The sequence below is a fragment of the Streptomyces sp. NPDC054796 genome, assembly GCF_053611545.1.
In genome coordinates, this window is record NZ_JBSHAO010000007.1 from 205,070 (window position 1) to 229,594 (window position 24,525).

Sequence of the window (24,525 nt, forward strand, 5' to 3'; positions counted from 1 at the left end):
TGCGTACCAAGCGTGTGGACCAGCGGCGAAAGCGCGCGGCTACGCGAGCGGCGGGACGGTTCGCTACGGTCACTGCGCCCCCTCGGACGCGGCGGTCCGGAAGAGGAGCGGGCCAGGGGCCAGGAGCCCGTACCGCGAAGGCGGCGGGCCTGTAGCGGCTCGTCAGCGTGTCAGTGCGTCACTGCGTCGACGCGTCAGTGCGCGGGCGCTTCGCCGGGCCGGCCGGGCCATCGACGGCCGCGGACCTGCCCTGGCTCGCTGCCGATGTGATAGCGCACCCGGCGCCCGTGCACCCTGCGCGCGGGCGCACGGCAGCCACGCGGTCGGCAACCGCGTGCGAGCCTTGCGTACCGCGCGTACACGAGCATTCCTCCGGTCAGTCCCTCGGGCCCTCGGGCTCTCTGTCCTGGGCCTTCTGTTGTCCCGGTCATTGTTCCCGGCCCCGAGACTAGGCCATCTGTGGTGCGCCCGGGGCCCCGTCAGCGCCCGTGCCGGATCGCCGGGTGGGTACCGGCCGCGACGAGGTCGGCGACGGCGGTCTTCGGGTCCTTGCCCGTCACCAGCGACTCGCCGACCAGCACGGCGTCGGCGCCGTCGTTCGCGTAGGCGATCAGATCGTGCGGGCCGCGCACGCCCGATTCGGCGACCTTCACGAGGTGGTCAGGGATCTCCGGCGCGATGCGCGTGAAGTTGCCGCGGTCCACTTCGAGCGTCTTGAGGTTGCGGGCGTTCACGCCGACGATCTTCGCGCCCGCCGCCACGGCCCGCTCCACCTCTTCCTCGTCGTGCGCCTCGACCAGCGGCGTCAGCCCGATCGACTCCGCGCGCTCGATCAGCGAGACCAGGGCCTCCTGCTCCAGCGCGGCGACGATCAGCAGCGCGAGGTCGGCGCCGTGCGCCCGTGCCTCCCACAACTGGTACGAGGAGAAGATGAAGTCCTTGCGCAGCACCGGGATGTCCACCTTCGCGCGGACCGCGTCCAGATCGGCCAGCGAGCCGCCGAACCGGCGCTGCTCGGTGAGCACGGAGATGACGGAGGCACCGCCCGCCTCGTAGTCGGCGGCGAGCCCGGCCGGGTCCGCGATGGCCGCGAGCGCGCCCTTGGAGGGGCTGGAGCGCTTGACCTCGCAGATGACCTTGATGCCGTCGCCCTTCAGCGCGGCGACGCCGTCCTTCGCCTGGGGCGCCTTCGCCGCGCGCTCCTTGAGGTCGTCGAGGCTGACGCGCGACTGCCGTTCCGCGAGGTCTTCACGCACACCTTCGATGATCTCGTCGAGCACACTCACGCGAGCGGCCCCCTTCTGGCTTGGTACGGCCCCCCGCGTGTGACGCGGGGGATGGTCAGGGCAGGCACTGCGATGGTATCGGGCGGGGGACGGAGGTCCCGCATCCGGTTGACTTCGGTCCCATATTCCGGACAAATCACTGGCGCGGCATCTCGAGGCAGTGGATGTTGTCAGGGAGCCAGTGCGGAGCCGAGGGGCAAGTTTCGGACAACGGTGAAGGTCAGAGCCAGTGCGCCGATGATCCACCAGTGGACGCTCCGCAGCGGAACGGAGACGGAACGCGACCGCGCCGCGCGCCAGAACCAGTGCACCCAGAAGACGGCGAAGGCGGCGAAGCCGACGACCACCAGCGCGTTCGCGCCCAGAGCGGTGCCGAGGTCGCCGTGCGCGACGGCGTGCGCGCAGCGCAGCCCGCCGCAGCCGGGACAGAAGATCCCCGTGAGCTGGAGCAGCGGGCAGGCCGGATAGTGACCCGGCTGGTTGGGGTCGACGGTGCCCACGTACGCGAAAGCCGCGCCGACGGCCACGAGAGTGCCCACCGGCGCGGCGAGGCGCGACACCGGACCCAGGGCCCGGTGCCCCGTCAGGAAGGAACGCCGCTCGCTCAGGACGCCTGCCCCTGCGGCTGCGCCCCGGCGCGGTTGCTCGGCTTCGCCTGGCCGAGGCCCGCGGCGCGCATGGCCATGCCGACGACACCGCCGAGGGCGACCACCACGAGCCCCGCGACGACACCGATCGGCTGGGCCAGCACCGTGAAGGCCCCGGAGATGCAGAAACCGATGAAGGCGATGATGACACCCGTCCACGCGGCCGGGGTGTGTCCGTGGCTGTTGCCCGCCATGTGTGCTCCTCGTATATCAACGTGCTGGGCCGTCATTGTCTCTCGACAATGACGGCTGCGTGGGCTCGGGGTCGCCTCTCCCCCGACGCCTCCCCCGCCTCCCCCACGCACTCACCCCCTCCCGGAGCCCTCCCCCGCCCCGCCCCCGACGCCTCCGGCACCCTGCGCCAAGGGGCGCGTTGCCGACGCGCCCCGCCTCCACGGCTTGGTCCCGGCACGCCCGTGTCGCCGTGCGGATGGGGGGGGTGAGGCGCCCCTGTCACCATGCGGGCGAGGAACGGCACGTCCCGTGACCACGCAAGACGGGAGAGGGGTGCCCTCGCCGCCACGGGGCGGACCGACGCGCCCCTCCGCCATCCCGCAGGTGAGGGAACGGCACGTTCCCTCATCCGCCGCATCGGCGCCCAGCCCCCGCTGGGAGAGTCCGGCGGCATCCAGTACACGCGCAAGCTCGGTCACGGACAACTCCGGGGGTCAGGCAGCCGTGGCATTCCGTCGGACCCACGCCATACGGGCGCGCCACCGCTTCGGCGGCAAAGGGGAGGCCGGACGCGGGGCCGACCGGCCCCCGGGGGGGGAGTTGCCGTGGCACAGCGTGGCCCCGTCATACCCCAGGGGCCCCGGAGGGATCAGGTGGGGTCTTCGCCGCGGTCCAGGGCCTTCCAGAGGTCCTCGGGGCGCTCCGGGTCGACGGCGGGCCGCGCGGCACCCTTACGGGAGGAGCGCCCCGTGCGCTCGTACCGCCCGCTCCCGGACATCGACGGCCACCCCGCCCCGTACCGCAGCGCCAGCAGCCCCGCGAGGAGAAGCAGCGCGCCGCCCGCGGCGGAGACGTACGGCCAGGCGTTGAAGACGGCCGCGTCGCTGATGCCGTTCTGGGCGATCCCGCTGGCCTCGGCCGCCTTCTCGTTGAGCGCGCTCGTGTCGCCCACCCCGAGCAGCGCCGCCGCCAGCGTGCCGGCGCCGCAGAGGGTGAGCAGCGTGGCGACGAGGACGCGTCCCGCACGTCGTACGGCGAAGACCGCGACCAGCGCGGCGAGCCCGACGAGCGCGAGGGCGCTCGGGAGCCCCGTCACGTCGCTGCCCTTGACCTGCACGGACAGCTCGCTCTGCGCGAAGGGCACGGCGGAGCTGCCCCACACCTGGCCCGAGGCGACCAGCGCCAGCGCGGCGCCGAGCGCGCCGAAGAGCAGCGCGAGGCCGAGCGCGCGACGGGCCCCGCGCGAGCGCGAAGGGGTCGCGGGCGCCGCGCTGGAGCCGGATCCGGAGCCGGAACCCGCGTCGGAGGAGGTGCCGGTCTCGGCGTCGGCGTCGCCCTCGGCCACGGCGGCGGCGTCCGGGGTACGAGCCGGGGGTACGGAAGTCACCCCTCCACGCTACCGCCGAGCCGCTCGGCCGTGCGGACCGCCCTCAGCACCGCCGCCGCCTTGTTCCGGCACTCGGTGTCCTCGGCCTCCGGGTCGGAGTCGGCGACGACGCCCGCGCCCGCCTGCACATAGGCCGTGCCCTCCTTGAGCAGCGCCGTGCGGATGGCGATGGCGGTGTCGCTGTCGCCCGCGAAGTCGAGATAGCCGACGCAGCCTCCGTAGACGCCGCGACGGGTCGGCTCCAGCTCCTCGATGATCTGGAGCGCGCGCGGCTTCGGCGCCCCGGAGAGCGTCCCGGCGGGGAAGCAGGCGGTCAGCGCGTCGAAGGCCGTACGGCCCTGCGCGAGCCGTCCCGTCACGGTGGAGACGATGTGCATGACATGGCTGTAGCGCTCGACGGACATGAAGTCGACGACCTCGACGCTGCCGGGTTCGCACACCTTGCCCAGGTCGTTGCGCCCGAGGTCGACAAGCATCAGGTGCTCGGCCCGCTCCTTGGGGTCGGCCAGCAGCTCCTCGGCCAGCGCCGTGTCGCGCTGCGGGGTCTCGCCGCGCGGGCGCGTCCCCGCGATGGGGTGCATCATCGCGCGCCCGTCCTCGACCTTGACCAGCGCCTCAGGGCTCGATCCGACGACGTCAAAGCCGGGAGAACCGTCCCCGTCACCGTCCTCGGCGGCGGCGAAGCGGAACAGGTACATGTACGGGCTCGGGTTGGTGGCGCGCAGCACACGGTAGACGTCGAGCGCCGACGCCCCGCAGGGCGTCTCGAAGCGCTGCGAGGGCACCACCTGGAACGCCTCGCCCGCGCGGATGCGCTCCTTGATGTCCTCGACCCAGCCCTGGTACGTCTCGCCGCCCGAGCGCGCCGCGTAGTCCGGCAGCTCGGAGGGCGGCAGCGCGACGGGGGCCACGGGCGCGGGGCGCGCGAGGTCGGCGGCCATGGCGTCGAGGCGGCGTACCGCGTCGGCGTACGCCTCATCGACGCCCGTGTCGAGGTCGTTGTGGTTGATCGCGTTGGCGATCAGCAGCACGCTGCCGTCGCGGTGGTCCAGCACGGCCAGGTCCGAGGCGAGCAGCATCGTCAGCTCGGGCAGCCCCAGGTCGTCCCGCGTGGTCGGGCTGTCGCCGACCTTCTCCAGGCGCCGCACGATGTCGTAGCCGAGATAGCCGACCATGCCGCCGGTGAAGGGCGGCAGGTCCGTGCCCTCGTGCAGGTCGCGCGGGGTGTGCAGGGCCTCGACCGTCTCGCGCAGCGCCCGCAGCGGGTCCCCTTCGGTCGGCACGCCGACGGGCGGGGTGCCGAGCCAGTGCGCCTGCCCGTCCCTGACGGTGAGCGCGGCGGCGCTGCGGACGCCGACGAAGGAGTAGCGCGACCACGTGCGCCCGTTCTCGGCGGACTCCAGCAGGAAGGTGCCGGGGCGCTCGGCCGCGAGCTTGCGGTAGAGGGCGATGGGGGTGTCGCCGTCGGCGAGCAGGCGTCGGGTGACCGGGATGACCCTTCGGTCCTTCGCGAGCGTGCGGAAGGTGTCGAGGTCCGGAGTCGTCATGGGCGCTGACCTTACTGGGCGGGCCGTGCGGGGCAGGAAGCGCGTACAGGCGCTACGGGCCGAAACCGGCCGGGTTCACCGGTCCGGCTCCGGGTTCGGGTCCGAGGCCGATTCGGGGTTTCGGTCCGGGTGCGGGTTCGGGCCGGGTGCGGGTCCGGGCCGGACTAGCTGGCGTCGAGCCGCAGTTCACCGGCGTCGAAGCAGGTGCGGTCCCCCGTGTGGCAGGCGGCGCCGACCTGGTCGACCTTGACCAGCACAGTGTCCGCGTCGCAGTCCAGCGCCACCGACTTCACATGCTGCACATGCCCTGAGGTGTCGCCCTTCACCCAGTACTCCTGGCGGCTGCGGCTCCAGTAGGTGGCGCGGCCCGTGGTGAGGGTGCGGTGCAGCGCCTCGTCGTCCATCCAGCCGAGCATCAGCACCTCGCCGGTGTCGTACTGCTGGGCGATGGCGGGGACCAGACCGTCGGGGTTGCGCTTGAGGCGCGCGGCGACGGCGGGGTCGAGGGAGTTCGCGGACATGCGTCCATTCTCGCGCACGCGCGCGGCCTCCCGTCGCCGTGTCCGGGCCGTGGACGCGCACCTTCCGTTCACGGCGTGGCAGACCCGATGTCACCGGCGGGGGGAATGCTCGCCGCCATGAGCCGTGCCACGCCGCCGCCCGAGGACGCCCGCAAGCTCACCCGCAGGGCCGCCGTCCCCGTGCTCGCGCTGGTGCTGATCGTGACGGCCGTCGTCACCCTCGGTGTGGTGCTGCTGCTCGGCGACGACACGGAGGAGATCGCCGCGCAGCGGGCCCGCCTGGAGGCGCGGGCCGCGGGCTCCCCGAGCGCGCCCGTGCTGTACGACGAGGAGCTGGAGCGCGGCGACTGCTTCGACCACCCGGCGCTCAGCCACGGCGTCACCCGCGTCGAGCGCAGGTCGTGCGACCGCCCGCACGACGGCGAGGTCATCGCCGAGGAGAAGCTGCGGGGCTCCTTCAAGACGGCGGCGAAGCTGCGCGAGAAGGCGCTGGCCCTGTGCGAGGCGGACGCGGCGCGGCGGATGAAGTCGATACCGCAGGACGGGCGCGGCTACCACTACTACGCGATCTACCCGTCGCTCCGTACGCACAGCGAGCAGGGCGCGTCCACGTCCTCCTGCGCGCTCACCCTCCGCTCCGGGCGGGAGGGCCCGAAGCTCACCGCTCCCCTCCCCGGCGGCTCCGCCACTCCGTGATCCGTAATGTGAAGACCCCGTGACCGCTGCGGAGATCGCGACAGCGGACGCTCTGCCGTGGGTAACGTCGAGGTCAAGGCCCGCGGCCGGAAACGGCGGGTAAAAGGGCCGGAGCTGCACGTAACGGGGAGGACTGTATGACCGATCTGGTCGTCCACGACGACGAGCTGGGCGCGCTGGGCAATCTCGCCCACGACCTGCGCCAGAAGCTCTCCACCGACGCCGACCACGCCAGACAGACCACGTTCGACGCGTCCATCGAGCTGTTCAACGACGGCCTGGACATGGGCTCGGCGCTCACCGAGCTGCACGACGCCTGGAACACCAAGCTGGGCACCCTCAAGGAGGCGTGCGCGCACATCTCCAACCACCTCGACTACTCGCGCGCCCAGCACGCGAAGGACGAGGACAAGATCGCGACGCAGATGAAGACGGCCGACGGCAAGGCGATGACCGTGTCGCGCATCAACGAGTACATCAAGTAACGAAGCGGAACACAGAACAGAGCGACACGGCACAGCGAGCAGTGAAGCGGGGGACTACGTCGTGGTCACGTACCAAGAGCTCAACGACCTGCGGCTCGGGAAGCTCAAGGAAGCCGTCACCGACTGGCAGCAGATGCTGGACAAGCTGACGAAGCTGTCCGGCGAGGACGCCGGGGGCGAGATCAACGCCGCCGACATGGCGAAGAAGGCCAACGGCGCCGACTGGGCGGGCAAGAACGCCACCGTCACCAAGGAGTTCGTGACGAGGACGGCGGACGAGTTCAAGGACGTCGTCACCGCCACCAGAAGCGTGCACACGATCCTCGAAGGCGCGCACAGCAAGTTCACCAAACACAAGCAGGACCTCAAGGACGCCGTCGACCGCGCGGGCAAGAACATCCATGTGACGGCGACGGGCCGCGTCGAGCCCAAGGAGGGCGCGGACCCGAAGCCGACACAGGCGGAGATCGACGCGGTCGTCAAGGACATCGAGGACGTGCTGACGGCGGCGGCGAAGACCGACCGTACGGCGGCGGAGTCGCTCAGGCACCACGCCAAGGACAAGTACAACTTCCTCTCCACCGGCATCAAGAGCTTCGACAGCGCGGAGCAGGCGGTCAAGGACTCGGACGACTTCGTCAGCCTGACCAAGAAGGACCCGGACAAGCTGACGAACGACGAGCTGTCCCGCCTCAACGCGATCATGAAGCGGAACGAGGGCGATCCGCTCTTCGCGGAGCGCGTCGCCACGGGGATGGGCCCGGAGGGGACGCTCAAGTTCTTCTCCGGCGCGGTCACGCTGGACGACGGCACGAACTACGGGGACCGCGACGCGCGCACGAAGCTGCTGGGCACACTGGAGACCCAGCTCGGCTCCACCCTCGCCACGGCCAGCCACTCGGACAGCGCGGCCATGGACAACTGGAAGGAGCGGACCATCGCCCTCGGCGGCACGACCGTCGACGGCACGGACCACCACAGGAACGTCCGCGGCTTCCAGGCCATGAGCAACCTGATGCGGCACGGCAAGTACGAGACGGAGTTCCTGAACGACTACGGAAACGCGCTGGTCAAGTACGAGAAGGACAACACCGGCGACGTCAAGGACCCAGGGCCCGGCGGCAAGAGCCGCGAGAACGTGCTGCCCTGGGACAAGATGCCGTCCTACGCGCAGGTCGGCCAGCTCCACCACGGGGAGGGCTCGGCGGGCGACGCGGGCGTGGACCCCATGACGGGCTACATGACCGCGCTCTCCCACAACCCGGACGCGTCCTCGGAGTTCTTCAGCGCGAAGGAGCCGCAGGACAACTCGAAGTGGCTGCTCAAGGACCGGCCGTCGTTCACCGACGTGCCGCCGGGCGACGGCTTCGGCTCCAGCAGCGACGACTACAAGGGCCCCAGCGCGGTGAAGGAGGCGACCGGCGCGGCGCTCGTCGCCGGTGCCACCGGCATCGACCCGAGTAATCCGCAGGCGCCCGCCACCGGCGAGCACACCCCGCAGCAGCGCGCGGTGCTGGAGAACTCCCTCCAGTACCTCTCGGAGCGCAAGGACGACTTTCCTTCCGAGATGCGCGACGACATGGCGAAGATCCTCGTCAACCACGGGGACGCCGTGCACTACACGGCCTCGGCGCAGGCCGACCACCCCGACGACCCGAAGGAGCTGGACCGCAGGCAGCTCCTGGAGGTCACCAAGCAGGTGTCACGCGACCAGGACTCGTACAACCTGCTCAACGACGGGCTGAACCGGGAGATGGCGCACGACATCCACACCGACAAGCCCGAGGACCCGAAGGAGACGCTCCAGCGCGCGGGACGCACCGTCGGCTTCCTGGAGGAGGCCCGCTACCAGGCGCTGGCCGACGCCGACGCGGGCGAGAAGAAGGACATCGCCTGGAAGCAGACGTTCGCCTACCACGGTGCGGGAACGGTCGCGAGCTTCATCCCGCAGGCGCATGTGGCCGGGATCGTCGACCGGGAGGCGTACCTCCTCTCGTACGGCTGGCGGCTGGACGAGGAGGCCCGCGTCACCCAGGAGACACGCCAGCAGAACGGCGAGGTCTTCGAGGGGCGCGAGAGCCAGCTCGAAGCGCTGGCGAAGAGCTGGAAGACGGCGAACCCGGGCGACGACGGCAGCACCTACACCCTCACCGAGGAGATCAACAGCGCGGCGTCGAACGGCAACAAGACCGCGCAGGGTCTCCCCGGCAGGCAGCCCCCGCACTGAGGCGAGGATCTTCACTCCGTGACACACAGTTCAGCGCGTCTTCCGCGCACCGTCCGCCCCGGCCGCACCGTCCTCGTCGCTGTCCTCGCCGCCGCGCTCGGGGCGGGCGCCGCGGGCTGCTCGTCGCCGCCCACGCGGGACTACGCGGTACCGGACCGCGTCTGCGGCACCGACGTCGATCCGGACACGCTCGCTCCGCTGCTGCCCACGGGCACGGAGGTACGGGCCCGGCCGGGCGCGGTCAGCGCGTCGGGGGCCTCGTGCGGGATCGACGTCGTACGGGAGGACGGGGAGAAGTTCTCCCCGTCCCTCCGGGTCAGGCGCGACGCGGTCCCGGACGGCGCCGATCCGCTGGAGGTGAAGAAGGGGACGCTGGAACGGTACGGGCACCCGCGCGAGGCGGACATCGGCGACGGTGCGCGGATCGCGGACCGGGGCGCGCTGGCCGTCAAGTCGTGCCCCGGCAAGGGCGAGGACACCACCTTCGCGCTCCAGGTCGACCTGCTGACCGACACCCCCGAGAAGGTGCCGGAGCGCAGGAAGGCGCTGGAGCGGTTCGTGCGCGGGTACCTCTCGGCGGCGTACGAGAAGCAGGGCTGCGACGCGTAGACGCGGAGCCCCGGCCGCCCGGAGGCCGGCCGGGAAGACGCGGGGAGGGCCGGCCACGCCGTCCCAAATCGTCGCGGCTTCGGGGGTGCGGCCGTACGCTTGCCGCATGTCCACCCATGCCAAGCGTGAACGCCTCATCCTGGCCGATCTGTTGGAGAGCAACGGGCCCGAGGCCCCGACTCTCTGCGAGGGCTGGCTGGCCCGGGACCTCGCCGCGCACGTGGTCGTGCGCGAGCGCCGTACGGACGCGGCGGGCGGTCTCCTGTTCAAGCCGCTCGCCGCGCGACTGGAGCGGGTGCAGTCGGAGTTCGCCGCGAAGCCGTACGAGGAGCTGATCCAGCTCATCAGGACGGGTCCGCCGCGGATGTCGCCGTACGCGATCAAGCAGGTCGACGAGGCCGCCAACACCGTCGAGTTCTTCATCCACTCCGAGGACGTACGGCGGGCGCGGCCCGACTGGACGCCGCGCGAGCTGGACGCCGTCTTCCAGGACGCGCTGTGGAAGCGGCTGGAGGGCACGGCGCGGGTCTTCGGGCGCAAGTCGCCGGTCGGCCTGGTCCTGCGCCGCCCCAACGGCCAGACCACCGTCGCCCGCAAGGGCGCCCCCGTGGTCACCGTCACCGGCGACCCGGCCGAGCTGCTCCTCTTCGTCTCCGGCCGCCAGGAGGCGTCCCGCGTCGAGGCGGAGGGCGACAAGGAGACCGTGGCCCGCGTGTACGAGGCCAAGCTGGGCCTGTGACGCCCGCCCGGCGCGGCGGGGTGAGGGTGTGCGGGGGCTCGGCGCTACAGGCCGAACAGGTCCGCCGCGTTGTCGTGGCACACGGCCCGCAGCCACTCGGGGCCCAGGTCCAGCCGCTCCAGGGCGTGGAGCTGGTGCGGATAGGGATAGGGGATGTTGGGGTAGTCGGAGCCGAGCAGAATGCGGTCGCCCAGTGCGGCAAGCCGGGGCAGGGTCCGGCGGGGGAACGGCATGAGCCGCTCGGTGAAGTCGGTGAACGTCATCGTCGTGTCCAGCCGTACCTCGTCGTAGCGCTCGGCCAGGCCGAGGAACTCCTCGTACTCCGGCATGCCCATGTGCGCGACAATCAGCCGCAGCTTCGGGTGCCGCGCGAGCACCCGCGCGACGGGCTCGGGCCCTGTGTACTTGCCGGGCGCGGGCCCTGAACCGCAGTGCAGCACCACGGGTATCCCGGCCTCGGCCAGCATCCCCCACGTCTCCTGGAGCCGTTCGTCGGCCGGATCGTAAACGCCCACCTGCACATGCGCCTTGAACACCCGTGCCCCCGCCTCGACAGCCTCGCGGACATACGTCCCGACACCCGGCTCGGGGTAGAGGGTGGCGGTGTGCAGGCAGTCCGGGGTGCGACGGGCGAAGTCGGCGGCCCAGCCGTTCAGCCACCTGGCCATGCCGGGCTTGTGCGGGTAGAGCATCGCGGTGAAGGCCCGGACGCCGAAGTCCCGGAGCAGAGCCGTCCGCTCCGCCTCCGCCTTGCGGTAGGTGATCGGCCACTCCAGGCCGCCGATCAGGGGTCCGCTGGTGTCGAAGTAGTCCCAGACCTTGTGCAGGACGCGCTCGGGCATGAAGTGGGTGTGGACGTCGATCAGCCCGGGAAGCCCGAGCCCGCCCCAGAACCGCCGGACCTCGCTGACCTCACCGGTCTCGTTGGCCGTCAACGCCTTTCGGCCCACGCCGTGCGGATGCTCATGGGCCACATCCTGCCGTATCGCCCGGGCGGGCGTCAGCACGTGATCGTTTCCCCTCCGTCAACTTCCGTTGGTCCGGGGTTCGGGCACGGGCGAGGGCGCGCGGAGAGCCTGGGGCAGGAAGGAGTCGTATGCGGAGGTGGCCCTGAGCCCCTGCGCATACGCCACGCGCCAAGGCGAACGGGGCGGAAATATGATGCTCAACGGTGTGCAACTGAACGAGTGGCTCACTTCCGCCGCCAATGACCTGTCACCCGCGGTCAAGGCCGTCGGAAAATTCAAGGACAGTGTGCAGACCTACGGCGTAGGCACGGGAATCGCCGGTCTCGAAGGTCTCAACATGGTGCTGAACGAGGCCGCTCTCGCCTACGCCATCTACCGCAAGCCCGACGAGGTGCACGAGAAACCCAGCCTGATAAGAGCCGTCGGTGGAACTCTCAATCTGACGGGGTTCGGGCTCTACGGCGCGGGAAGCGTGGGCTCCACGTACATGGCCGGTGCGGGGCTGGCGCTCGTCACGGCAGCCAACGTCGTCAAGCAGCACTTCACGCCCGAGCGGGAGATGTACTACCCGCAGAGCCCGATTCTGCCGCTGTACGAGCGGCACGGGCGCGAGGCTCCTTCGGCCCTCCCCGGCCAGGGCGCCGCGCCGGAACCCGCGCCGCTGACCGGTGTGGTGGTCGTCCCGTCGACCCCCGTGACCTCCCCCGCACCCGTGACCCCGCCACCGCCCGTGGCACGGCAGGCACAGCCGGCCCCTTCCCTCCAGGGTTCCGACGCGTCCCGCGCCGCGCCCCCGTCCACTCCCCCGTCCACTCCCCCGACCACTCGACGGGCCGCCGCCGCGTACTCGCCCGCGCCGTCGGCCGCCCCTTCCACCAGAAGCGGACACGAGACGGGCAACGGCCCGCGACAGGCGCCGGACGCCAGGGCCTACCTCTTCCCCGAGCGGGTCGCGGCGGCATCCGCCCGACCGGCGCGCGGCCGGTCCCACTCGATGCCGGACATCAGGTCGATGTCCCCAGAGGCCAGGCCAGTAACCCCACGCGACCCCGCGAGCGCCACCATTCCCGCCACCCGCACCTCCTCGGCCCCCGGCCTCTCCGGTTCACGGGGCAGGGCCCGTTAGCTACTCCGGCAGTTCGGGGAACGAGGATCTCGCCGTACCGTCACCCCCCGCGCCGTCACCCCCGTACCGAGCGCTCGATGATCCGTTGCAGTTCCCGTGCCGCGCGCGGCGGTGAGACGTCGCCACGGTGGGCGACGGAGATCGTACGGTGCAGCCCCGGCTCCGCGAACGACGTCACGCGCAGGCCCGAGCGGTCCGCGACCATGCGCGGGACCACCGCCATGCCGAGCCCCGCGCGGACGAAGCCGAGCACCGCGTCCATTTCGCCGCCCTCGACGGTGAAGACGGGCTCGAAGCCCTCGGCGCGGCAGGCGGCGGTGGTGAAGTCGCGCAGGTCGTAGCCGCGCCGGAACATCGCCAGCGGGCGGTTGCGCAGGTCGGACACCCGCATCCGGCGCCGCTTCACCGGCGCGGGCTCGTCCGGCGAGGAGACGGCCACCAGTTCCTCGCGCAGCAGCTCCGTGGTCGCCAGGGCCGGGGCCTGCACGGGCAGCGGGGTGATGATGAGGGCGAGGTCGAGGGCGCCGTCGGCCAGTACCCGCACCAGGTCCTGCGAGCCGTCCTCGTGCACCTGGAGCTCCACGCCGGGGAAGCGGGCGTGGAAGTCGCGCAGCACGTCGGGCACCAGGCTCGCGCACAGGCTCGGGGGCGCCCCGAGACGCACCCGGCCGCGCCGCAACTGGGCGACCTCCTGCACCTCGCGGCGCGCGGTCTCCGCGTCGGCGAGGATGCGACGGGCCAGCGGCAGCAGTGCCTCGCCCGCGTCGGTGAGGGTGATGTGGCCACGGGCGCGGTGGAAGAGTTCGGCGCCCAGTTCGTGTTCCAGTGCGCGGATCTGCTGGGAGAGGGAGGGCTGCGCGACGTGGACGATCTCGGCGGCGCGGGTGAAGTGCCGGGTGTCGGCGACGGCCGCGAAGTAGCGGAGCTGGTGGAGCTGCATACGGGCAGCATAAAGGGTGGATAGGCACTGGCTATCGGACGCAGCTCCATCATCTCTTGGACTTATGGAACCTCACTCCTTAGCGTCGTCAGTCATGGCAACGGCGACAGGGACGCGCTCCGACGAGGCGCGAAAATCGGGTGGGCCCCCGAAGGGCGGGCCCGCGAAGGGTCGGCCCGCGAAGGGCGGCGGTGGCAGGCGACCACCGGCGACGTCGACGCTGGGGCTGCTGTGGCGGTCCACGATCGGCAAGAAGACGGTCATGGCGGTCAGCGGTCTGATCATGCTGGCGTACCTGGTCGTCCACATGCTCGGCAACCTCAAGATCTTCTTCGGCTCGGCCGACTTCAACGGCTACGCGCACTGGCTGCGCACCATCGGCGAGCCCCTGCTGCACCACGAGTGGTTCCTGTGGATAGCCCGCGTGGTGCTGCTGGCCGCCGTCGTCGCCCACGCGGTCTCCGCGTACCAGCTCAGCAGGCGCGACATCAGGGCGCGCCCGGCGAAGTACGCGCACAAGCGCCCCCGTGCCGGCTACGCCACCCGCACCATGCGCTGGGGCGGGATCATCCTCGGCCTCTTCATCGTCTGGCACCTGCTCGACCTGACGACGCTGACCGTGAACGAGAACGCGCAGGCGGGCCACCCGTACGAGAACGTCGTCGCGACGTTCTCCACCTGGTACGGGAACACGATCTACATCGTCGCGATGCTCGCCCTCGGCCTGCACATCCGGCACGGCTTCTGGAGCGCGGCGCAGACGCTCGGCGCGGGCAGGAAGAACCGGGACAGGGCGCTCAAGGGCGCGGCGAACGTGCTGGCGCTGGTGCTGACGCTGGGCTTCATCGCCGTACCGGTAGGTGTGATGACAGGGCTGGTGAGCTGACATGAGTGCTGACGTGAACCCCGAGGCGGGCACCGAAACGGACGCCGACATGAGCGCGTACGACTACACCGACTACCGCGTGGGCGAACCCGTCGCCGACACCAAGGCGCCTGACGGGCCGATCGCCGAGCGCTGGGACTCACGCCGCTTCGGCGCCAAGCTGGTCAACCCGGCCAACCGCCGCAAGCACACCGTCATCGTCGTCGGCACCGGGCTCGCGGGCGGCTCGGCGGGCGCGACGCTCGCCGAACAGGGCTACCACGTCGTGCAGTTCTGCTACCAGGACAGCCCGCGCCGCGCCCACTCCATCGCCGCGCAGGGCGGCATCAACGCCGCCAAGAACTACCGCAACGACGGCGACTCCGTGCACCGCCTCTTCTACGACACCGTCAAGGGCGGCGACTTCCGGGCCCGCGAGTCGAACGTGCACCGGCTGGCGCAGGTCTCCGTCGAGATCATCGACCAGTGCGTGGCCCAGGGCGTGCCCTTCGCGCGCGAGTACGGCGGACTGCTCGACACCCGCTCCTTCGGCGGCGTCCAGGTCTCCCGCACCTTCTACGCGCGCGGCCAGACCGGGCAGCAACTGCTGCTCGGCGCCTACCAGGCGCTGTCCCGGCAGATCGCCGCCGGCAACGTCGAGATGCACCCGCGCACCGAGATGCTCGACCTGATCGTCGTCGACGGGCGGGCGCGCGGCATCGTCGCCCGTGACCTGATCACGGGCCGCATCGACACCTACTTCGCGGACGCGGTGGTCCTGGCCTCCGGCGGCTACGGCAACGTCTTCTACCTGTCGACGAACGCCAAGAACTCCAACGCCACCGCGATCTGGCGGGCGCACAGGCGCGGCGCCTACTTCGCCAACCCCTGCTTCACCCAGATCCACCCCACCTGCATCCCGCGCTCGGGCGACCACCAGTCGAAGCTGACGCTGATGAGCGAGTCGCTGCGCAACGACGGGCGCATCTGGGTCCCGAAGGCCAAGGGCGACACGCGCCCGCCCGCCGAGATTCCCGAGGACGAGCGCGACTACTACCTGGAGCGCGTCTACCCCGCCTTCGGTAACCTCGTGCCCCGTGACATCGCCTCGCGCGCCGCGAAGAACGTCTGCGACGAGGGCCGGGGCGTCGGGCCCGGCGGCCAGGGCGTGTACCTGGACTTCGCGGACGCCATCGCGCGCATGGGCCGCAAGGCCGTCGAGGAGAAGTACGGCAACCTCTTCGACATGTACGCGCGGATCACCGCGGAGAACCCGTACGAGGTGCCGATGCGCATCTACCCCGCGATCCACTACACGATGGGCGGGCTCTGGGTCGACTACGACCTCCAGACCACCGTGCCCGGCCTCTTCGCCATCGGCGAGGCCAACTTCTCCGACCACGGCGCGAACCGGCTCGGCGCCTCGGCCCTGATGCAGGGCCTGGCCGACGGCTACTTCGTGCTGCCGTCCACCATCAACGACTACCTCGCCCGCCACCCGCACGACGAGGGCGCCGACGCCTCGCACCCGGCAGCCGTCGCCGCCGTCGCCGAGTGCACGGAGCGGCTGGAGCGGCTGCTGTCGGTGAACGGCGACCGCACCCCCGACTCCTTCCACAAGGAGATCGGCGAACTCCTGTGGGAGTACTGCGGCATGGCCCGCACCGAGGAGGGCCTGCGCAAGGCACTCGGCCGCATCCCCGAGATCCGCGAGGAGTTCTGGCGCCGGATCAGGGTGCCGGGCACCGGCGAGGAGCTGAACCAGTCGCTGGAGAAGGCCAACCGGATCGTGGACTACCTGGAGCTGGCCGAACTGCTCTGCCTCGACGCGCTGCACCGCGAGGAGTCCTGCGGCGGCCACTTCCGCGAGGAGTCCCAGACCCCGGAGGGCGAGGCGGACCGGCGGGACGAGGAGTTCTCGTACGCCGCCGCCTGGGAGTTCACGGGCACCGGAGCCGCGCCCACCCTGCACAAGGAAGACCTGGTCTTCGAGTACGTCCACCCCACCCAGCGGAGCTACGCATGAGGCTCACCCTCCGCGTCTGGCGCCAGCCCCACGCTGACGCGCAAGGCGCCATGGTCACCTACGACGTCGACGGCATCTCGGAGGACATGTCCTTCCTGGAGATGCTGGACACCCTCAACGAGAAGCTGATCCTCGACGGGGACGAGCCCGTCGCCTTCGACCACGACTGCCGCGAGGGCATCTGCGGCGCGTGCGGCGTCGTCATCAACGGCGACGCGCACGGGCCCGAGCGCACCACCACCTGCCAGCTCCACATGCGCAGCTTCCGGGACGGCGACACGATCGACGTCGAGCCGTGGCGGGCCTCCGCCTTCCCGGTCGTGAAGGACCTGGTCGTGGACCGCTCCTCCTTCGACCGCGTCATCGGCGCGGGCGGCTATGTGTCGGTGCCCACGGGCTCCGCGCCCGAGGCGCACGCCACGCCGGTGCCCAAGCCCGTGGCCGACGCGGCGTTCGAGCACGCGGAGTGCATCGGCTGCGGCGCGTGCGTGGCCGCCTGCCCGAACGGCTCGGCGATGCTGTTCACCTCGGCGAAGGTCAACCACCTCAACGCACTGCCCCAGGGCGCACCGGAACGCGAGTCCCGGGTGCTGGACATGGTGGGGCAGATGGACGACGAGGGATTCGGCGGCTGCACCCTGACGGGCGAGTGCGCGACGGCCTGCCCGAAGGGCATCCCGCTCTTCTCCATCTCCTCCATGAACCGCGAGTTCCTGCGGGCGGCCCGCAAGACGGGCTGAACCATCCCCGCCGGAACCGGCGCGGTGCGGGCCCCGTGGGGACGGGGCCGCGCCGGGGCCGGGCGGGCCGCGCCCCCACCACCGTGGTGCTCAACCCGGGTGCGGGCGCGGCCCGCCGGTCGAACGGACCCCGGTCAGACGGCCGCCGTGCGTCTCGTCGGCCTGACGGCGCCGGGTCAGACGGTCAGACGGCCGCCGTGCCGATGAGGCCCTCGCGGGTGACCAGCCCGACCAGCTCGTCCTCCCCCATGTGCTCCGTCCCCGAGGGGCGGCGGGGCAGGACCATGTAGCGGCTCTCGGCGCTGGAGTCCCAGACCGTGATCCGCACGTCCTCGGGCAGCTCCAGGCCGAACTCCCCCAGCACGGTGCGCGGTTCGCGCACGACACGGGAGCGGTACGACTCGCTCTTGTACCAGGACGGGGAGGGGCCGAGCAGCCCGACCGGATAGCACGAGCACAGGGTGCAGACCAGCACATTGTGCTGCTCGGGGGTGTTCGCGACGACCTTGAGGCGCTGCTGCTGGATGCCGCCCGCCATGGAGAGGCCCAGCTCGGGAAGGGCCGCGTTCGCGTCGGCGAGCAGCCGCGCCCTGAAGCGTTCGTCCGTCCAGGCACGCGCGGCGATACGGGCGCCGTTCAGCGGCGAGGCGCCTTCCAGGAAGCGGGCGAGGATGCCGTCCAGCTCCGCGTCCTCCACCAGGCCGGCCCCGATCAGCCGCTCCTCCAGCCGACGCACCCGTACCGCGACGGGGTTCGTGGTGTGCTGCCCGCTCACTCCGGCTCCTCCAGCTCTTCCAGGTACGACTGCCACAGCTCGACGGTGACCTCGTGCGCGCCCTCGCCCCACAGCTCGCCCGCGGCGAACGCCACGACGTAGACCGGCTCGACGCGGGGCTCGGGGCTGCGGCCCGCGACCTCGTCGGCCAGCGGCCAGCTTCCGGCGACCTCCACGACGCGACCGCGCTGGCCCCGTGCGTAGCGGGGCAGACGGGTGTGCCCGTCAGGGTCACCGGCCCGCGTACGGACCAGGTCCCCCGGCGCGAACCGCTGCCGCGTCCCCTCAGTCATCGCTGGTCAGCCGCTCGATCGCGTGGAGCCAGCGCTCGTAGTACGAGGCGGCCAGATACTCCTGGGGCGGCATGCGTTCGATGGTGTCGCGGAACTCGTCCAGCGTGTAGACCCCGCGCCGCACGAGGGCGACGTTCAGCGCATAGACCCGCGCCTCCCAGTCCGCATGAAACGGCGGCTCGTCCCGCTCCACCTCGACGGCCCCGAACCCCGTCTGCCCGCCCACATCATTGACCCGGCTCATGGCTTCGATGCTACGGGGCGCTGCGCTGTGCGGTTCGCCGTTTTTTTGGGGGGGGGGTGCCCTCTTCACGGGGTGGTTGCGCGGGACGGTTGCCCTGTGTGGTGGGCACCGCAGGGTCCCGCGCTGATTTTTGCGCCGCTGCACGCGGCGGGGTGGCGGGGCGCCGTTTCCGGGTGCGGGTGGGTGGCTACGGCGCGCCAATGTTGTGGGGGCGCAACCCGGTGAAGGGTTACCGCACTGGGTGCCCCGCATCCCGTAGCGCGGTCTTGACCTCGCCGATGCGGAGGTCACCGAAGTGGAAGACGGAAGCAGCAAGCACCGCATCAGCGCCCGCGCCGACCGCGGGCGCGAAGTGCTCCAAGCGCCCCGCGCCACCGCTGGCGATGACCGGCACGGCCACATGCCCCCGTACGGCCTCGATCATGGCCGTGTCGTAGCCGTCCTTGGTGCCGTCCGCGTCCATGGAGTTGAGCAGGATCTCGCCGGCGCCCAGCTCCGCGGCCCGGTGCGCCCACTCGACGGCGTCGATGCCGGTGCCCTTGCGCCCGCCGTGGGTGGTCACCTCGTAGCCGGAGGGCGTCGACGTGCCGTCCGCACAGCGCCGCGCGTCGACGGAAAGCACCAGCACCTGGCTGCCGAACCGCTCGGCGATCTCGCGGATCAGCTCGGGCCGCGCGATGGCCGCGGTGTTCACACCGACCTTGTCAGCGCCGGCCCGCAGCAGCTTGTTGACGTCTTCGGGGCTGCGGACGCCGCCGCCGACCGTCAGCGGGATGAAGACCTGCTCGGCGGTGCGCCGCACCACGTCGTAGGTGGTCTCCCGGTCGGAGGAGGAGGCGGTGATGTCGAGGAACGTCAGCTCGTCCGCGCCCTCCGCGTCGTAGACCTTCGCCATCTCGACGGGGTCGCCCGCGTCCCGCAGGTTCTTGAAGTTGACGCCCTTGACGACGCGCCCGGCGTCCACGTCCAGGCAGGGAATGACTCGTACGGACACGGACATCGCTGTGCAGACTCTCCTTCTTGGGCGGGTGCCCTACGGGGCGCGTTACGGGGCGGTGCCCCGGAACGCCTCCAGTTCCACTTCGACCAGGACGCGGGAGTCGACGAACCCCGAGACCACGACGAGCGTCGCGGCCGGACGGACCGCGTCGAACAGCTCCCGGTGCGCGCGGGCCACCGCGTCCACGTCGCGGGAGTGGGTGAGGTACATCCGGGTGCGTATCACCGAGGAGACGTCGAGACCGAACTCCTTGAGCGCGGCGAGTGCCTGCCCGAAGGCTGCCTTCGTCTGCTCGTACGGGTCGCCCTCGCCGGCCAGCTCGCCATTGACCAGCGGCAGGGTGCCCGCCACGGACACCCGGTCGCCCGCCGCGACGGCGCGTGCGAACCCGATGCTCTCTTCCCAGGGGCTGTCGGTCTGCACGCGTTCGACGCGGCGGTCCGGGGTCATGACGACACGGCCTCCAAAGCCTCTTCCAAGGTGAACGCCTTGGCGTAGAGGGCCTTGCCGACGATGGCGCCTTCGACCCCCTCCGGTACAAGCGTCGCGATGGCCCGCAGATCGTCAAGAGAGGAGACGCCGCCGGAGGCGACGACGGGCTTGTCGGTCGCGGCGCAGACGTTGCGCAGCAGTTCCAGGTTGGGGCCCTGGAGGGTGCCGTCCTTGTTGATGTCGGTGACGACGTAGCGGGCGCAGCCCTCGGCGTCGAGGCGCGTCAGCGTCTCGTAGAGGTCGCCGCCGTCGCGGGTCCAGCCGCGTCCGCGCAGGGTCGTGCCGCGTACGTCGAGGCCGACGGCGATCTTGTCACCGTGCTCGGCGATGATCTTCGCGACCCACTCGGGGCTCTCCAGCGCGGCGGTGCCGAGGTTGACCCGCTCGCAGCCGGTGGCCAGGGCCGCTTCGAGGGAGGCGTCGTCGCGGATGCCGCCGGACAGCTCGACCTTGATGTCCATGGTGCGGGCGACCTCGGCGATCCGCTCGCGGTTGTCGCCGGTGCCGAACGCGGCGTCGAGGTCGACGAGGTGCAGCCACTCGGCGCCGGAACGCTGCCAGGCGAGGGCGGCCTGGAGCGGGTCGCCGTAGGAGGTCTCCGAGCCGGACTCGCCGTGCACGAGGCGCACGGCCTGGCCGTCCCTGACGTCGACGGCGGGGAGGAGTTCGAGCTTGGTCATGACGTCCTCTGTCTGCGCTTCCTGTGTGATGTTGCCTTCTCCCCTGGCGGGGACGGGCGGCGGGGCCGCCCGGTGGGTCAGAGCGTGTCGATCCAGTTGGACAGCAGCCGGGCCCCCGCGTCACCGGACTTCTCGGGGTGGAACTGCGTCGCCCACAGGGGCCCGTTCTCCACGGCCGCGACGAACGGCGTCGCGTGCTCGGCCCAGGTCACCTTGGGCGCGGTCAGCGCGGCGTTGGCGGTCTCCAGCTCCCAGTCGTGTACGGCGTAGGAGTGGACGAAGTAGTAGCGCGCGTCCTCGGGCAGCCCCGCGAAGAGCTTCGAGCCCTCGGCAGGGGTGACCGTGTTCCAGCCCATGTGCGGGATGGTGTGGTCCGCGTCGGCCTTCATCGGGCCGACCGTGCCGGGCCACTCGTCCATGCCCTCGGCCTCGTGGCCGTGCTCGATGCCCCGGCTGAAGAGGATCTGCATGCCGACGCAGATGCCCATCACGGGGCGCCCGCCCGCGAGCCGACGGCCGATGATCCAGTCGCCGCGCGCCTCGCGGAGTCCGTCCATGCAGGCGGCGAAGGCGCCCACGCCGGGGACCAGGAGGCCGTCGGCGGCCATGGCCTTGTCGTAGTCGCGGGTGATCTCGACGTCGGCGCCCGCGCGGGCGAGGGCGCGCTCGGCCGAGCGGATGTTGCCGAAGCCGTAGTCGAAGACCACGACGCTCTTGCCCGCGCGGGCGCTCGCGGGAGCCGTGTTCTCCTCGCTCACTTCCACACCTCCAGCCGCAGCACGCCCGCCGCCAGCGCCAGCACCGAGCCGATGACCAGCACGGCGACGACGCTCTTCGGGAGCTTCTGCTTCCAGAAGGAGACGGCGCCGCCCGCGAGGAACAGCCCGACGAAGATCAGCAGAGTGGACAGACCGTTCACAGCGCGCCCTTGGTCGAAGGGATGCCGGTCTGCCGGGGGTCGATCTCCGACGCGTAGCGCAGGGCCCGCGCCAGCGCCTTGAACTGGCACTCGACGATGTGGTGCGCGTTGCGCCCGTACGGGACGTGGACGTGCAACGCGATCTGCGCCTGGGCCACGAAGGACTCCAGGATGTGCCGCGTCATCGTCGTGTCGTACTCGCCGATCATCGGCGCCATGCCCTCGGGCTCGGTGTGCACGAGGTAGGGGCGCCCGGAGAGGTCGACCGTCACCTGGGCCAGCGACTCGTCCAGCGGCACCGAGGCGTTGGCGAACCGCACGATGCCCCGCTTGTCGCCGAGCGCCTGCTTGAAGGCGGCGCCCAGGGCCAGCGAGGTGTCCTCGATGGTGTGGTGGCTGTCGATGTGCAGATCGCCGTCGGTCTTGACCGTGAGGTCGAAGAGACCGTGGCGGCCGAGCTGGTCGAGCATGTGGTCGTAGAAGCCGACGCCGGTGGCGACGTCGACCTGCCCGGTACCGTCGAGATCGACCTCGACCAGGACCGAGGTCTCCTTGGTGGTGCGCTCCACGCGGCCCACGCGGCTCATCGGTTCGTCTCCTTCGTCACTGCGCGTACCGCGTCGAGGAACGCGTCGTTCTCTTCGGGCGTGCCCGCCGACACCCGCAGCCAGCCCGGCACTCCGTTGTCCCGGACGAGGACTCCCTGGTCCAGCAGTGCCTGCCAGACCGCGTGCGCGCCGCCCTCGCCGTCGAACCGCCCGAACTGCACGAAGTTGGCGTCCGATTCGGTGACCTCGCAGCCGAGGGCGCGCAGTTCGCGCACCAGCCGGTCGCGTTCGTCCTTGAGCCGTTCGACGTAGCCGAGCAGCGTGTCGGTGTGTTCGAGCGCGGCCAGCGCGGTGGCCTGGGTGACGGCCGACAGGTGGTAGGGCAGCCGCACGAGCTGGACGGCGTCGACGACGGCGGGGTCGGCGGCCAGATAGCCAAGCCGCAGCCCGGCGGCGCCGAACGCCTTGGACATGGTGCGGGTGACCACCAGGTTCGGGCGGCCTTCCAGCAGCGGCAGCAGCGACTCGCGGTGCGAGAACTCGCCGTACGCCTCGTCCACGACGACCATCGACGGCCTGGCGGCCTGCGCCGCTTCGTAGAGCGCCATCACGGTGTCGCGGCCGACGGCCGTGCCGGTGGGGTTGTTGGGCGAGCAGATGAACACCACGTCCGGCCTGCGCTCGGCGATGGTGGCGACGGCTGCCTCGGTGTCGATGGTGAAGTCGTCGTGGCGCGGTCCGGAGAGCCACTCGGTGCCGGTGCCGCGCGCGATGATGCCGTGCATCGAGTACGAGGGCTCGAAGCCGATCGCCGTGCGGCCCTCGCCGCCGAAGGTCTGGAGCAGCTGCTGGATGACCTCGTTGGAGCCGTTGGCCGCCCACACGTTGCGGGGTCCGACCTGGTACCCGGCGGTGCGGGTGAGGTAGGCGGCCAGCTCGGTGCGGAGCACGACCGCGTCCCTGTCCGGGTAGCGGTTGAGAGTGCGGGCCGCGTCGGAGACGCGCTCGGCGATCCGCCGCACCAGCTCCTCGGGGAGCGGGTACGGGTTCTCGTTCGTGTTCAGGCGTACGGGAACGTCGAGCTGCGGGGCGCCGTACGGGGACTTGCCGCGTAGCTCGTCCCTGATGGGGAGATCGTCAATGCCGGTCACTTGCTCTGCGGCACCTTCCAGTCGAACCTTGCCTTGAGTGCCGCCCCGTGGGCGGGCAGGTCTTCCGCCTCGGCGAGGGTGACGACGTGGTGGGTCACCTCGGCGAGCGCGTCGCGCGTGTAGTCCACGACGTGGATGCCGCGCAGGAACGACTGCACCGAGAGACCGGAGGAGTGGCAGGCGCAGCCGCCGGTGGGCAGCACGTGGTTGGAGCCCGCGCAGTAGTCGCCGAGCGAGACGGGCGCCCAGGGGCCGACGAAGATCGCGCCCGCGTTGCGCACGCGCGCGGCCCACGCCGCCGCGTCGGCGGTCTGGATCTCCAGGTGCTCGGCCGCGTAGGAGTCCACGACGGCGAGCCCGTCCTCCAGGGAGTCCACGAGCACGATCCCGGACTGGCGCCCGGACAGCGCCTCGGTGATCCGCTCCTGGTGCCGGGTGGCGGCGACCTGGGTCTTCAGCTCGGCCTCGACGGCCTCGGCCAGCGCGACGGAGGGCGTGACCAGCACGGCGGCGGCGACCACGTCGTGCTCGGCCTGGCTGATCAGGTCCGAGGCGACGTGCGCGGCGTCCGCCGTGTCGTCGGCGAGGACCGCGATCTCGGTGGGGCCCGCCTCGGAGTCGATGCCGATGCGGCCCTTGAGCAGGCGCTTGGCGGCGGCGACGTAGATGTTCCCGGGGCCCGTGACGAGCTGGACGGGGGCGCAGTCCTCGGTGCCGTAGGCGAACATGGCCACGGCGTGGGCGCCACCCGCCGCGTACACCTCGTCGACGCCCAGGAGGGCGCAGGCCGCGAGGATGGTGGGGTGCGGCAGCCCGCCGAACTCCTTCTGCGGGGGCGAGGAGACGGCCAGCGAGCCGACGCCCGCCTCCTGCGCGGGCACCACGTTCATGACGACGGAGGACGGATAGACGGCCCGGCCGCCCGGCACATAGAGCCCGACGCGCTCGACGGGCACCCACCGCTCGGTGACGGTACCGCCGGGGACGACCTGGACGGTGGAATCGGTGCGCCGCTGGTCCCTGTGGACGATACGGGCGCGCCGCACGGACTCCTCCAGCGCCGCGCGTACGTCCGGATCGAGCGCTTCCAGTGCCTCCGTCAGCGCCTCGGCCGGGACGCGTACGCGCTCCAGCGTGACGCCGTCGAACCGCTGGGCGTAGTCGACCAGTGCCGCTGTGCCACGATGCTTGACGTCCTCGCAGATGGGGCGCACCTTCTCCAGCGCGTCCTCGACGTCGAACTCGGCTCGGGGCAGCAGATCGCGGTCGATTCCGCCGCCGGCCGCCGAGGCGGCGAGCGCGGAACCACGCAGGTCGATTCGGGAGATCACACCCCCAGTCTCTCAGACCGCGTCCGGCGGCTGGCCGCCCGTATCACTGGCTGATACATACCGTGAGGGGCCTCACGCCCGCCTCGCGGGCCCGCGCCGTACCGCCGCG

The 24,525-nt window shown here is 71.5% G+C and carries 29 protein-coding genes; 9 read left to right on the forward strand and 20 right to left on the reverse strand.

Annotation, left to right across the window (positions count from 1 at the left end; all coding sequences use genetic code 11):
- Window positions 1–194 precede the first annotated feature (194 nt).
- The 7 genes from trpM to hisI all read right to left on the reverse strand — a co-directional run bounded on the left by trpM (window position 195) and on the right by hisI (window position 5,562).
- Window positions 195–368 (reverse strand): tryptophan biosynthesis modulator TrpM, encoded by a 174-nt coding sequence (gene trpM / locus ACWGJ2_RS08785; RefSeq protein ID WP_453345277.1) that lies wholly within the window; start codon window positions 366–368, stop codon window positions 195–197.
- Between the two features lie 111 nt (window positions 369–479).
- Window positions 480–1,286 (reverse strand): indole-3-glycerol phosphate synthase TrpC, encoded by an 807-nt coding sequence (gene trpC / locus ACWGJ2_RS08790; protein WP_453345278.1) that lies wholly within the window; start codon window positions 1,284–1,286, stop codon window positions 480–482.
- A gap of 170 nt (window positions 1,287–1,456) precedes the next feature.
- Window positions 1,457–1,846, reverse strand: a complete 390-nt coding sequence (locus ACWGJ2_RS08795) for a DUF2752 domain-containing protein (protein WP_453345279.1) — start codon at window positions 1,844–1,846, stop codon at window positions 1,457–1,459.
- 44 nt (window positions 1,847–1,890) lie between these two features.
- The gene (locus ACWGJ2_RS08800) at window positions 1,891–2,127 is read right to left on the reverse strand and encodes an HGxxPAAW family protein (RefSeq protein ID WP_453345280.1); all 237 of its coding nucleotides are present in this window, start codon (window positions 2,125–2,127) and stop codon (window positions 1,891–1,893) included.
- Between the two features lie 629 nt (window positions 2,128–2,756).
- The gene (locus ACWGJ2_RS08805; RefSeq protein ID WP_453345281.1) at window positions 2,757–3,494 is read right to left on the reverse strand and encodes a TIGR02234 family membrane protein; all 738 of its coding nucleotides are present in this window, start codon (window positions 3,492–3,494) and stop codon (window positions 2,757–2,759) included.
- Window positions 3,491–5,041: an anthranilate synthase component I gene (locus ACWGJ2_RS08810; protein ID WP_453345282.1), complete on the reverse strand. Its 1,551-nt coding sequence runs from the start codon at window positions 5,039–5,041 to the stop codon at window positions 3,491–3,493. The genes ACWGJ2_RS08805 and ACWGJ2_RS08810 overlap by 4 nt, the downstream gene beginning before the upstream one ends.
- Window positions 5,042–5,205: 164 nt before the next feature.
- Window positions 5,206–5,562 (reverse strand): phosphoribosyl-AMP cyclohydrolase, encoded by a 357-nt coding sequence (gene hisI, locus ACWGJ2_RS08815; protein ID WP_453345283.1) that lies wholly within the window; start codon window positions 5,560–5,562, stop codon window positions 5,206–5,208.
- Window positions 5,563–5,679: 117 nt separating this feature from the next.
- Between hisI and ACWGJ2_RS08820 the strand changes: the two genes are divergently transcribed.
- The 5 genes from ACWGJ2_RS08820 (at window position 5,680) to ACWGJ2_RS08840 (ending at window position 10,318) form a co-directional block, all read left to right on the forward strand.
- On the forward strand, window positions 5,680–6,258 hold the full coding sequence (locus ACWGJ2_RS08820) for a hypothetical protein (protein ID WP_453345284.1): 579 nt from the start codon (window positions 5,680–5,682) through the stop codon (window positions 6,256–6,258).
- A gap of 137 nt (window positions 6,259–6,395) precedes the next feature.
- A complete protein-coding gene (locus ACWGJ2_RS08825; RefSeq protein ID WP_453345285.1) occupies window positions 6,396–6,743 on the forward strand; it encodes a hypothetical protein in 348 nt (115 codons plus the stop codon).
- A gap of 61 nt (window positions 6,744–6,804) precedes the next feature.
- Complete coding sequence (locus ACWGJ2_RS08830) at window positions 6,805–8,970, forward strand: hypothetical protein (RefSeq protein ID WP_453345286.1); 2,166 nt, start codon at window positions 6,805–6,807, stop codon at window positions 8,968–8,970.
- Between the two features lie 18 nt (window positions 8,971–8,988).
- Entirely contained in the window at window positions 8,989–9,579 is a 591-nt protein-coding gene (locus ACWGJ2_RS08835) for a hypothetical protein (RefSeq protein ID WP_453345287.1), read from the forward strand.
- A gap of 106 nt (window positions 9,580–9,685) precedes the next feature.
- Window positions 9,686–10,318 (forward strand): TIGR03085 family metal-binding protein, encoded by a 633-nt coding sequence (locus ACWGJ2_RS08840; protein ID WP_453345288.1) that lies wholly within the window; start codon window positions 9,686–9,688, stop codon window positions 10,316–10,318.
- A 44-nt stretch (window positions 10,319–10,362) separates the two neighbouring features.
- Here the strand turns inward: ACWGJ2_RS08840 and ACWGJ2_RS08845 are convergent, their stop codons facing one another.
- Window positions 10,363–11,268 carry an amidohydrolase family protein gene (locus tag ACWGJ2_RS08845; protein ID WP_453345327.1) on the reverse strand — a complete coding sequence of 302 codons (906 nt, stop codon included), beginning with the start codon at window positions 11,266–11,268 and terminating at the stop codon, window positions 10,363–10,365.
- Between the two features lie 223 nt (window positions 11,269–11,491).
- On the opposite strand from ACWGJ2_RS08845, the gene ACWGJ2_RS08850 reads away from it, so the two are divergent.
- Complete coding sequence (locus ACWGJ2_RS08850; RefSeq protein WP_453345289.1) at window positions 11,492–12,412, forward strand: hypothetical protein; 921 nt, start codon at window positions 11,492–11,494, stop codon at window positions 12,410–12,412.
- Window positions 12,413–12,467: 55 nt separating this feature from the next.
- On the opposite strand, the gene ACWGJ2_RS08855 is transcribed toward ACWGJ2_RS08850, so the two are convergent.
- Window positions 12,468–13,352, reverse strand: coding sequence for a LysR family transcriptional regulator (locus tag ACWGJ2_RS08855; protein WP_453345290.1), 885 nt, complete (start codon window positions 13,350–13,352; stop codon window positions 12,468–12,470).
- A 94-nt stretch (window positions 13,353–13,446) separates the two neighbouring features.
- Between ACWGJ2_RS08855 and ACWGJ2_RS08860 the strand changes: the two genes are divergently transcribed.
- From ACWGJ2_RS08860 to ACWGJ2_RS08870, 3 genes are read left to right on the forward strand one after another with little or no spacing between them, the layout of a single operon-like run.
- The gene (locus ACWGJ2_RS08860) at window positions 13,447–14,238 is read left to right on the forward strand and encodes a succinate dehydrogenase (protein WP_453345291.1); all 792 of its coding nucleotides are present in this window, start codon (window positions 13,447–13,449) and stop codon (window positions 14,236–14,238) included.
- Window positions 14,239–14,287: 49 nt separating this feature from the next.
- Complete coding sequence (locus ACWGJ2_RS08865; protein ID WP_453345328.1) at window positions 14,288–16,243, forward strand: fumarate reductase/succinate dehydrogenase flavoprotein subunit; 1,956 nt, start codon at window positions 14,288–14,290, stop codon at window positions 16,241–16,243.
- A complete protein-coding gene (locus ACWGJ2_RS08870; RefSeq protein WP_453345292.1) occupies window positions 16,240–16,983 on the forward strand; it encodes a succinate dehydrogenase/fumarate reductase iron-sulfur subunit in 744 nt (247 codons plus the stop codon). Before ACWGJ2_RS08865 ends, ACWGJ2_RS08870 begins: the two co-directional genes overlap by 4 nt.
- Window positions 16,984–17,167: 184 nt before the next feature.
- Here ACWGJ2_RS08870 and ACWGJ2_RS08875 read toward each other — a convergent pair whose 3' ends face one another.
- The 11 genes from ACWGJ2_RS08875 to hisD all read right to left on the reverse strand — a co-directional run bounded on the left by ACWGJ2_RS08875 (window position 17,168) and on the right by hisD (window position 24,416).
- Complete coding sequence (locus tag ACWGJ2_RS08875) at window positions 17,168–17,758, reverse strand: nitrile hydratase subunit alpha (protein WP_453345293.1); 591 nt, start codon at window positions 17,756–17,758, stop codon at window positions 17,168–17,170.
- Window positions 17,755–18,051 carry an SH3-like domain-containing protein gene (locus ACWGJ2_RS08880; protein WP_453345294.1) on the reverse strand — a complete coding sequence of 99 codons (297 nt, stop codon included), beginning with the start codon at window positions 18,049–18,051 and terminating at the stop codon, window positions 17,755–17,757. The genes ACWGJ2_RS08875 and ACWGJ2_RS08880 overlap by 4 nt, the downstream gene beginning before the upstream one ends.
- Entirely contained in the window at window positions 18,044–18,295 is a 252-nt protein-coding gene (locus ACWGJ2_RS08885; protein ID WP_453345295.1) for a hypothetical protein, read from the reverse strand. The genes ACWGJ2_RS08880 and ACWGJ2_RS08885 overlap by 8 nt, the downstream gene beginning before the upstream one ends.
- Before the next feature lie 229 nt (window positions 18,296–18,524).
- On the reverse strand, window positions 18,525–19,295 hold the full coding sequence (gene hisF / locus ACWGJ2_RS08890; RefSeq protein ID WP_453345296.1) for an imidazole glycerol phosphate synthase subunit HisF: 771 nt from the start codon (window positions 19,293–19,295) through the stop codon (window positions 18,525–18,527).
- Window positions 19,296–19,340: 45 nt separating this feature from the next.
- The gene (locus ACWGJ2_RS08895; protein ID WP_453345297.1) at window positions 19,341–19,745 is read right to left on the reverse strand and encodes a RidA family protein; all 405 of its coding nucleotides are present in this window, start codon (window positions 19,743–19,745) and stop codon (window positions 19,341–19,343) included.
- Window positions 19,742–20,467 carry a bifunctional 1-(5-phosphoribosyl)-5-((5-phosphoribosylamino)methylideneamino)imidazole-4-carboxamide isomerase/phosphoribosylanthranilate isomerase PriA gene (gene priA / locus ACWGJ2_RS08900; protein ID WP_453345298.1) on the reverse strand — a complete coding sequence of 242 codons (726 nt, stop codon included), beginning with the start codon at window positions 20,465–20,467 and terminating at the stop codon, window positions 19,742–19,744. Before priA ends, ACWGJ2_RS08895 begins: the two co-directional genes overlap by 4 nt.
- A 77-nt stretch (window positions 20,468–20,544) precedes the next feature.
- Window positions 20,545–21,225: an imidazole glycerol phosphate synthase subunit HisH gene (hisH, locus tag ACWGJ2_RS08905; protein WP_453345299.1), complete on the reverse strand. Its 681-nt coding sequence runs from the start codon at window positions 21,223–21,225 to the stop codon at window positions 20,545–20,547.
- Window positions 21,222–21,386, reverse strand: coding sequence for a hypothetical protein (locus ACWGJ2_RS08910; protein WP_453345300.1), 165 nt, complete (start codon window positions 21,384–21,386; stop codon window positions 21,222–21,224). Before ACWGJ2_RS08910 ends, hisH begins: the two co-directional genes overlap by 4 nt.
- Window positions 21,383–21,973 carry an imidazoleglycerol-phosphate dehydratase HisB gene (gene hisB / locus ACWGJ2_RS08915; protein WP_453345301.1) on the reverse strand — a complete coding sequence of 197 codons (591 nt, stop codon included), beginning with the start codon at window positions 21,971–21,973 and terminating at the stop codon, window positions 21,383–21,385. The genes ACWGJ2_RS08910 and hisB overlap by 4 nt, the downstream gene beginning before the upstream one ends.
- Entirely contained in the window at window positions 21,970–23,085 is a 1,116-nt protein-coding gene (locus tag ACWGJ2_RS08920) for a histidinol-phosphate transaminase (protein ID WP_453345302.1), read from the reverse strand. The genes hisB and ACWGJ2_RS08920 overlap by 4 nt, the downstream gene beginning before the upstream one ends.
- A complete protein-coding gene (hisD, locus tag ACWGJ2_RS08925) occupies window positions 23,082–24,416 on the reverse strand; it encodes a histidinol dehydrogenase (protein WP_453345303.1) in 1,335 nt (444 codons plus the stop codon). The genes ACWGJ2_RS08920 and hisD overlap by 4 nt, the downstream gene beginning before the upstream one ends.
- Between the last annotated feature and the right edge of the window lie 109 nt (window positions 24,417–24,525).

Coding starts and splice junctions, on each gene's coding strand:
- hisI (WP_453345283.1), bottom strand. CDS start 5,562: ATGTCCGCGAACTCCCTCGACCCCGCCGTCGCCGCGCGCCTCAAGCGC.
- ACWGJ2_RS08860 (WP_453345291.1), top strand. CDS start 13,447: ATGGCAACGGCGACAGGGACGCGCTCCGACGAGGCGCGAAAATCGGGT.
- ACWGJ2_RS08895 (WP_453345297.1), bottom strand. CDS start 19,745: ATGACCCCGGACCGCCGCGTCGAACGCGTGCAGACCGACAGCCCCTGG.
- ACWGJ2_RS08865 (WP_453345328.1), top strand. CDS start 14,288: ATGAGCGCGTACGACTACACCGACTACCGCGTGGGCGAACCCGTCGCC.
- ACWGJ2_RS08820 (WP_453345284.1), top strand. CDS start 5,680: ATGAGCCGTGCCACGCCGCCGCCCGAGGACGCCCGCAAGCTCACCCGC.
- ACWGJ2_RS08800 (WP_453345280.1), bottom strand. CDS start 2,127: ATGGCGGGCAACAGCCACGGACACACCCCGGCCGCGTGGACGGGTGTC.
- ACWGJ2_RS08825 (WP_453345285.1), top strand. CDS start 6,396: ATGACCGATCTGGTCGTCCACGACGACGAGCTGGGCGCGCTGGGCAAT.
- ACWGJ2_RS08880 (WP_453345294.1), bottom strand. CDS start 18,051: ATGACTGAGGGGACGCGGCAGCGGTTCGCGCCGGGGGACCTGGTCCGT.
- hisB (WP_453345301.1), bottom strand. CDS start 21,973: ATGAGCCGCGTGGGCCGCGTGGAGCGCACCACCAAGGAGACCTCGGTC.
- hisF (WP_453345296.1), bottom strand. CDS start 19,295: ATGTCCGTGTCCGTACGAGTCATTCCCTGCCTGGACGTGGACGCCGGG.
- ACWGJ2_RS08810 (WP_453345282.1), bottom strand. CDS start 5,041: ATGACGACTCCGGACCTCGACACCTTCCGCACGCTCGCGAAGGACCGA.
- priA (WP_453345298.1), bottom strand. CDS start 20,467: ATGACCAAGCTCGAACTCCTCCCCGCCGTCGACGTCAGGGACGGCCAG.
- ACWGJ2_RS08855 (WP_453345290.1), bottom strand. CDS start 13,352: ATGCAGCTCCACCAGCTCCGCTACTTCGCGGCCGTCGCCGACACCCGG.
- ACWGJ2_RS08870 (WP_453345292.1), top strand. CDS start 16,240: ATGAGGCTCACCCTCCGCGTCTGGCGCCAGCCCCACGCTGACGCGCAA.
- ACWGJ2_RS08840 (WP_453345288.1), top strand. CDS start 9,686: ATGTCCACCCATGCCAAGCGTGAACGCCTCATCCTGGCCGATCTGTTG.
- trpM (WP_453345277.1), bottom strand. CDS start 368: ATGCTCGTGTACGCGCGGTACGCAAGGCTCGCACGCGGTTGCCGACCG.
- ACWGJ2_RS08885 (WP_453345295.1), bottom strand. CDS start 18,295: ATGAGCCGGGTCAATGATGTGGGCGGGCAGACGGGGTTCGGGGCCGTC.